This is a genomic window from Microbacterium sp., from assembly GCF_035554235.1.
Taxonomy (GTDB): Bacteria; Actinomycetota; Actinomycetes; order Actinomycetales; family Microbacteriaceae; genus Microbacterium.
Window position 1 is genome coordinate 1 of sequence record NZ_DATMIO010000082.1, and the last position, 6,591, is coordinate 6,591.

Below are 6,591 nucleotides of genomic sequence, written 5' to 3' on the forward strand. Positions count from 1 at the left end.
CTCGCACCGCCGACCGCCGTCGCCGACGGGCTCAGCCTGCTGCTGCAGAAGTCCGGCTACCTCGATGCCCTGCGCGCGAGCAAGGACCCGCAGGACGAGGCGCGTCTGGAGAACCTCGATGAGCTCGTCGCGGTCGCGCGCGAGTTCGCACGGAACAACCCCGAGGGTACGGTGATCGACTTCCTCGCCGAGGTTGCGCTCGTGTCGGATGCCGACGATCTCGACGACGCGTCGGGCTCGGTGTCGCTCATGACGCTGCACACCGCGAAGGGCCTCGAGTACGACGCGGTGTTCCTGACGGGCGTCGAGGAGGATCTGATCCCGCACCGGATCTCGGCCGGCGAGCCCGGCGGACCGTCCGAGGAGCGGCGCCTGTTCTATGTCGGCATTACGCGCGCGCGCAAGCGACTGTACCTGTCGCTCGCGATGACCCGCGCGCAGTTCGGCGAGGTCACCGTCGCGATGCCGAGCCGCTTCTTGCAAGAGATCCCGTCGGAGCTGATCGACTGGCGCCAGTCGCCGGGCGATGTGAACTCGCGCGGGGGCACCCAGTCCCGGGCGCTCAACGCACGGCGCCCCGGCGCTGGGGGAGGCGGGGGCGGCTCCGGCGGCGGATCGAGGGACTACGGCGCTCCGCTCGTGCCGAAGTCGACGTCGCTCGATCGGTTTCCGAACCGCATCCCCGCCAAGGTGCGCGACAACGGCGACATGGAGCTCGGCCCCGGCGACCGCATCACCCACGACGACTTCGGCGAAGGCCGGGTCGATGCCGTGACCGGCGAGGGCGCGAAGCGCATCGCGCACGTGCGGTTCGACAAGGTCGGTGCCAAGAAGCTGCTGATCAAGATCGCCCCGATCGAAAAGCTCTGAGCCCCAGCTCTCCGACGGGGTCGTTCGCTGGTCGCTAGGGCGCCGTTCCTCGACGGGGTCGTTCGCTGGTCGCTAAGTGTGGGTGTGGGGCGGGGTGCATTGGCATTTTGCGACCAGCGAAGGGGCTTTGTCGCTCGGGTTAAGCTGGCCCGATGGCCTTGTTCTCGCGCCGCAAGAAGCCCGGCGCCGCCGTCACGCCCGACGCGGTTCCTGAAACGCCGCCCGCTCCCTCGACTGCTCCCGCCGACGCGGAGCCGACCGCCCGAGCGGCGTCGGAGCCTCCCGCGGCACCGGACGCCGCCCCTGCGGTGAGCATCTCCGTCTCGTCGTTCCGCGGTCTCGGGGCCCCGACACCGACACCGACACCGACGCCGACCCCCGCACCGGCACCGCCCGCACCCCGCCCGCTGGCGCCGGCGGAGGCGCCCGCCGTCACCGAGAGCGTGCCGGGGCTGCGCGACAACGTCCTGCTCGCCGAGGCGCTCGAGGCCTACGGAGCCCTGCCGGAGCCGACATCCACCGACCTGCTGAATGTGACGCGGCAGCTGCTGCAGGGTCACGTGTTCCTGCGCGTGCAGGGCGACGCGCGCGCCCTGCTGTCGGAGGGCAAGGAGTTGCCGCTCGCGGTCGTGCGCAACGGCGAGAAGGAGTTCCTGCTCGCCTTCAGCACGGGAGCGGCGCTGCAGGCGAGCGTGCGCGCTGTCCAGGATCCGCAGACCAGCGCCATGGGTCAGCCGGTCGGCAACGTCATCCGCCACCTGCTCGCCGCCTCGCACGACGGACTCATCCTCGACCAGTCCTCCGCGCCGGCGCGCGCCGTGATCCCCCGCGAACTGCTCGAGCGCGTGCTGAAGGAGGGCGACCCGGCCTTCACCGTGAAGAACCTGCTCTCTCAGCCGCGGACCCCCGCGACTCCGGGCGCGATCGCCGCAGCCCTCGTGACGGCACCGCTCTGGGTGGCCGTGGGACAGGCGCCCCCCGACACCCCCGAGGGCAAGCCGCGCGTGGGGATCGCCGAATCGCAGACTCCCGACGGCAAGCGCTACCTCGAGGTCTTCTCGCACCCGCTGGAGGTGCTCGCGCTCGGCCGTGGCAACCAGGCGATGCCGTTCCCGGTGGCGAAGCTCGCGACATCGCTGCGCGGCCACGCCGAACTCACCGGCATCGTGGTCGATCCCGGGGGCCCGTGGATCCGTCTCGAGCGGGATGCGCTCGGGCCGGTGCTGGCCCTCGCCGACGCCGGCTGACGCCGACCCTTGACGCCGCCGCCTCGTCGTCGTACCCTTACTAAATCAATCAGTTGATAAACGGAGTGATTGAACAATGAATCAGGATGCCGCGGCAGAAGCCCCGCTCGATCGGGCCTTCGCCGCGCTGGCCGACCCCTTCCGTCGCGCGATCGTCGCGCGGCTGAGCCGCGGACCGGCCACGCTCGGAGAGCTCGCAGAGCCGTTCGCCATCACACCGCAGGCCGTGTCGAAGCACATCAGCGTGCTCGAAGCGGCCGGTCTCGTGTGGCGCACGCGCGACGCGCAGCGCCGCCCGGTGCACCTCGACGCTGCCGCGCTCGAGCGCCTGACGGCGTGGATCGACCGCTACCGCCTCGTCGCCGAGTCGTCGTACCGGAGGCTCGACGCGCTGCTGGCCGAGGCATCCACCCCCGCAATGGAGTAGTCGAGGTGGCCACCACCTCACTCGAGTAGAAGGAGACAATCATGAGCAACCCTGTCGTCATCGATGCCGCACCCGGCCAGTCGTACGCCGACATCTCGCGGGAATTCGATGCCCCCGTCGCCGCCGTCTTCCGTGCGCACGCCGACGAAGAGCTGTTCTCGCGCTGGATCGGACCGCGGGAGCTGTCGAACCGCTGCACGCACTGGGACTTCCGCTCCGGCGGTGGCTACCGCTACGAGCAGACCGACGCGGACGGGAACGTCTATGCGTTCCGCGGCATGTTCCACACCGTGCGTGAGGACGAGCTGATCATCCAGACCTTCGAGTACGAGGGCATGCCCGACGAGGTGAGCCTCGACATCATCCGGTTCGAGGAGCTGCCCGGCGGACGGTCTCGGATCGTCGACCACAGCGTCTTCCCGTCGGTCGACGTGCTCGAAGGAATGATGGCCGAGGGCATGGAATCCGGTATGAACGAGGGCTACGAGAAGCTCGACGAGCTGCTCGCGGCCCAGTAGCAGACCAGCATGGGCAAGGTCATCGCATCGGCATCGGTATCGCTCGACGGATTCGTCGCGGACGCCGACAACAATCCCGGGGCCCTCTTCGACTGGTACGAGGCGGGGGACGTGGAGGTCGTCAATCATGGCGACCTCCCTCCCTTCCACCTCACGCGCGAGAGCGCTGACTACTGGACCTCGTGGGTCTCCGAGCTCGGCGCCCTCGTCGTCGGACGCACGCTCTTCGACATCACCGACGGGTGGAAGGGCAAGCATCCGCTCGGCGTGCCCGTCGTCGTGCTCACACACGAGCCGCCTACGGACTGGGGCTACCCGGACTCCGACGAGTTCCGATTCGTCACGGGCGGCATCGAGGAGGCGATCGCGTCGGCGCAGCAGCTCGCGGGCGACAAGCTCATCGGCGTCGCCGCCGGCACGATCGCGTCGCAGGCGATGCGCGCCGGTCTCGTCGACGAGGTGGCGATGGATGTCGTGCCCGTCGTGATGGGAGAAGGGCACAAGTACTTCGTCGACATCCCGCCGGGCGAGATCCTGCTCGATGACCCGACGGTCGTGATCCGGGCGCGCCGGGTGACGCACATGCTCTTCCCCGTGCGGAAGTAGCGTCTCGGGGGTGTGGGCCAAGCCCCCGCTAGGCTCACTGGCATGGCGTCGGAACGCATCACCCTGACCGTCCCCGGACCGCACGGCGACCGCGAGATCTCGCTCTCCAGCCCGAACCGCGTGCTCTGGCCGGAGCTCGAGATCACCAAGCGCGACCTCGCGGAGTACGCGATCGCCGTGTCGGAGCCGTTTCTCGCGGCCAACGGCAACCGGCCCGTGTCACTCGAGCGGTTTCCCGGCGGCGTGGACGGCGAGTCGTTCTTCTCGAAGAACCCGCCCAAGGGCACCCCCGACTATGTCGAGGCGGTCACCGTCACGTACAACAGCGGGCGCCGGCATCCGCAGCTCGTCCTCACCGAGGCGGCCGCCATCGTATGGGCGATCCAGATGAACACCGTCGTGTTCCACCCGTGGGCCTCGCTCGCGGGCGACACCGACAACCCCGTCGAGCTTCGGATCGACCTCGACCCGCAGCCCGGCACGGGGTTCGCCGATGCCGTGCCCGCCGCCCACGCGCTGCGGGGGGTGCTGCGGGAGGCCGGGCTCGAGGCCTGGGTCAAGACCAGTGGCAACCGCGGCATCCACGTCTTCTGTCCCATCGAGCCGACACACGAGTTCCTCGACGTGCGGCACGCCGTGATCGCTGCCGCCCGCGAACTCGAGCGCCGGATGCCCGACGAGGTCACGACGAAGTGGTGGAAGGAAGAGCGCGGCGAGCGCATCTTCGTCGACTTCAACCAGGCGAACCGCGACCGCACGATGGCGGGCGCATACAGCCCGCGTGCGCTGCCCACCGCCACGGTGTCGACGCCCGTGGCGTGGGACGAGCTCGACGGCCTCGACCCGGCCGCGTTCACCGTGCGCACCATCCCCGAGCGCCTCGCGACGGTCGGCGACCCGTGGAGAGGGTTCCTCGACAAGCCGGGGCGCATCGACACGCTGCTCGAATGGTGGGAACGCGACCTCGGGAACGGGCTCAAGGAGCTGCCCTTCCCGCCCGACTTCCCGAAGATGCCTGGCGAGCCGCCACGGGTGCAGCCGAGCCGGATCAACCCCGAGAACTGGCCCGCGAAGGAGACCGATCAGTGAGCGTTCGCGCGATCGGCGGCGCAGGTCAGACGAGCACGTCGCCGAGGTCGTAGGCGGCGACGGTCTCGAGCTGGTCGTAGGTGCATGACCCGGGGTCGCGGTCGGGACGCCAGCGTTCGAACTGCACGGTGTGCCGGAAGCGCCAGCCCTCGAGCTGGTCGTACCGCACCTCGAGCACGCGCTCGGGGCGGAGCTTCACGAACGACGAGTCCTGCCGTGTCGCCGCGAAGCGGGACTTCTCGCCCTCGCCGGTGAGCGCCTCGCCATCCGCGTCTCGCTGCACGAGCGGGGCGAGCTCGTCGATGAGCTCGAGCCGGCGCTGGTTGCTCCACGCCGCGACGCCGCCCACCGGGTAGAGCCGGCCATCGTCGGAGTAGAGCCCGACGAGGAGCGAGCCGACGCCTTCGCCCGACTTGTGGATGCGGTAGCCCAGCGCCACGACGTCGGCGGTGCGCGCGTGCTTGATCTTGAACATCGTGCGCTTGTTGGGGGCGTACGGCTGGGCCAGAGGCTTGGCGATCACGCCGTCGAGGCCGGCGCCCTCGAACTCGGCGAGCCATCGCGTCGCGCGCTGGGGGTCGTCCGTGGTGCGGGTGACGTGCACCGGGTGGGGCACCCCGCCCAGCAGGTCGACGAGCTCCGCGCGGCGCACCGAGAACGGCTCGGGCTGCAGATCGCGATCGCCGCGGGCGAGCAGGTCGAACGCGATGAACATCGCCGGTGTCGTCTCGGCGAGCATGTTCACGCGCGACGCCGCGGGGTGGATGCGCTGAGACAGCGACTCCCAGTCCAGCCGCTGCGCTCCCGGTGCGCCCCTGGGCACGACGACCTCGCCATCGATGAGGCACGGGCCGGGGAGCAGTCTCGCGAAGGCGTCGACGAGCTCCGGAAAGTACCGGGTCAGCGGCTTGGCGCCGCGGCTGCCGATCTCGACGGCCTCGCCGTCCCACGACACGAGCGCGCGAAAGCCGTCCCACTTCGGCTCGAAGCTCAGGCCCCCCTCGAATCGTGCGGGATCGGGGATCGCGGGGACGGACTTCGCGAGCATCGGCGCCGGGATGTCGTAGGGCATGCGTCCATCTTGGCCCGTCGACCGGGTTCAGGTGTGCGGTCGGCGCACGGGGCCGAGCACGACCGCTCGCGGCTCGCGGACCCAGTGGTCCCCGGATTCCCGGTGTTCGGCGCGGGTCGCGAACCGGTACAGGTACGTGCGGGCCCGCACCCAGGTCGGCGGACGGCCCTCGAACGGATCACCATCGAGCAGCCGCAGTGTCGGGGCATCCGCCTCGAGCAGCCGGAGCAGGAGCACCTCGAACCACGGCTCGTACATGCGGCCGAGGGGCAGGAACCACATCAGCCAGTCCAGGCGGAGGTGGTAGGGCGCGTACTGCCGCGGAATCCGTTGGAGATCACCGGGCTTGCCCTTGAAGTGGTACTCGCGCCATGTCGCCGTGCGCGGGTCGCGATCGGTCGTGCCCTCGACGACGACCTCGATGCGCTGCTTCGTCACGGTGCCGAAGGCGCCGTACGCGTTGGCGAGCTGCCAGCGGTTGAAGCTCGCGTTCATCAGCTGGCGGTGCGCGACGAGGTTGCGCAGCGGCCACCAGCTGAGCACGACGTACACGAGGCCGACCGTGCCCGTGACGATGACCCAGTAGAGCGGGATGCCGGGGGCACCGGCATCCGCCCGTTCCCCGGTGTCGCCCAGCAGCGAGCCCTGCAGCCCGATGGCCGAGCACGCGAGCACGATCGTCGCCCAGTTGAGCCACGCGAAGTTGCCGGTGATCACGAGCCACAGCTGCGTCGCGAGCACGATCGCGGCGGCGGCCGCGCC

8 protein-coding genes are annotated in these 6,591 nt (G+C 70.2%); 6 read left to right on the forward strand and 2 right to left on the reverse strand.

Annotation, left to right across the window (positions count from 1 at the left end):
* From VNT50_RS04090 to ligD, 6 genes are all read left to right on the forward strand, one after another.
* Positions 1 to 870: 3'-5' exonuclease (locus VNT50_RS04090; protein WP_325483826.1), on the forward strand; the 870-nt coding region annotated here is incomplete at its 5' end.
* Between the two features lie 152 nt (positions 871 to 1,022).
* On the forward strand, positions 1,023 to 2,117 hold the full coding sequence (locus VNT50_RS04095) for an SseB family protein (RefSeq protein WP_325483827.1): 1,095 nt from the start codon (positions 1,023 to 1,025) through the stop codon (positions 2,115 to 2,117).
* Between the two features lie 76 nt (positions 2,118 to 2,193).
* Entirely contained in the window at positions 2,194 to 2,544 is a 351-nt protein-coding gene (locus tag VNT50_RS04100; RefSeq protein WP_325483828.1) for an ArsR/SmtB family transcription factor, read from the forward strand.
* A 41-nt stretch (positions 2,545 to 2,585) separates the two neighbouring features.
* Positions 2,586 to 3,062, forward strand: coding sequence for an SRPBCC family protein (locus VNT50_RS04105; protein ID WP_325483829.1), 477 nt, complete (start codon positions 2,586 to 2,588; stop codon positions 3,060 to 3,062).
* A gap of 9 nt (positions 3,063 to 3,071) precedes the next feature.
* Positions 3,072 to 3,668, forward strand: coding sequence for a dihydrofolate reductase family protein (locus VNT50_RS04110; protein WP_325483830.1), 597 nt, complete (start codon positions 3,072 to 3,074; stop codon positions 3,666 to 3,668).
* Between the two features lie 42 nt (positions 3,669 to 3,710).
* On the forward strand, positions 3,711 to 4,757 hold the full coding sequence (gene ligD, locus VNT50_RS04115; RefSeq protein WP_325483831.1) for a non-homologous end-joining DNA ligase: 1,047 nt from the start codon (positions 3,711 to 3,713) through the stop codon (positions 4,755 to 4,757).
* A gap of 25 nt (positions 4,758 to 4,782) precedes the next feature.
* Here ligD and VNT50_RS04120 read toward each other — a convergent pair whose 3' ends face one another.
* The gene (locus VNT50_RS04120) at positions 4,783 to 5,829 is read right to left on the reverse strand and encodes an ATP-dependent DNA ligase (protein ID WP_325483832.1); all 1,047 of its coding nucleotides are present in this window, start codon (positions 5,827 to 5,829) and stop codon (positions 4,783 to 4,785) included.
* Positions 5,830 to 5,856: 27 nt separating this feature from the next.
* Positions 5,857 to 6,591 (reverse strand): lipase maturation factor family protein (locus tag VNT50_RS04125; protein WP_325483833.1); only part of this gene is annotated, 735 nt, incomplete at its 5' end.

Excerpts from the sequence above, each read along its gene's own strand:
- VNT50_RS04095 (WP_325483827.1), top strand. The coding sequence starts at position 1,023 with ATGGCCTTGTTCTCGCGCCGCAAGAAGCCCGGCGCCGCCGTCACGCCC.
- VNT50_RS04100 (WP_325483828.1), top strand. The coding sequence starts at position 2,194 with ATGAATCAGGATGCCGCGGCAGAAGCCCCGCTCGATCGGGCCTTCGCC.
- VNT50_RS04105 (WP_325483829.1), top strand. The coding sequence starts at position 2,586 with ATGAGCAACCCTGTCGTCATCGATGCCGCACCCGGCCAGTCGTACGCC.
- VNT50_RS04110 (WP_325483830.1), top strand. The coding sequence starts at position 3,072 with ATGGGCAAGGTCATCGCATCGGCATCGGTATCGCTCGACGGATTCGTC.
- ligD (WP_325483831.1), top strand. The coding sequence starts at position 3,711 with ATGGCGTCGGAACGCATCACCCTGACCGTCCCCGGACCGCACGGCGAC.
- VNT50_RS04120 (WP_325483832.1), bottom strand. The coding sequence starts at position 5,829 with ATGCCCTACGACATCCCGGCGCCGATGCTCGCGAAGTCCGTCCCCGCG.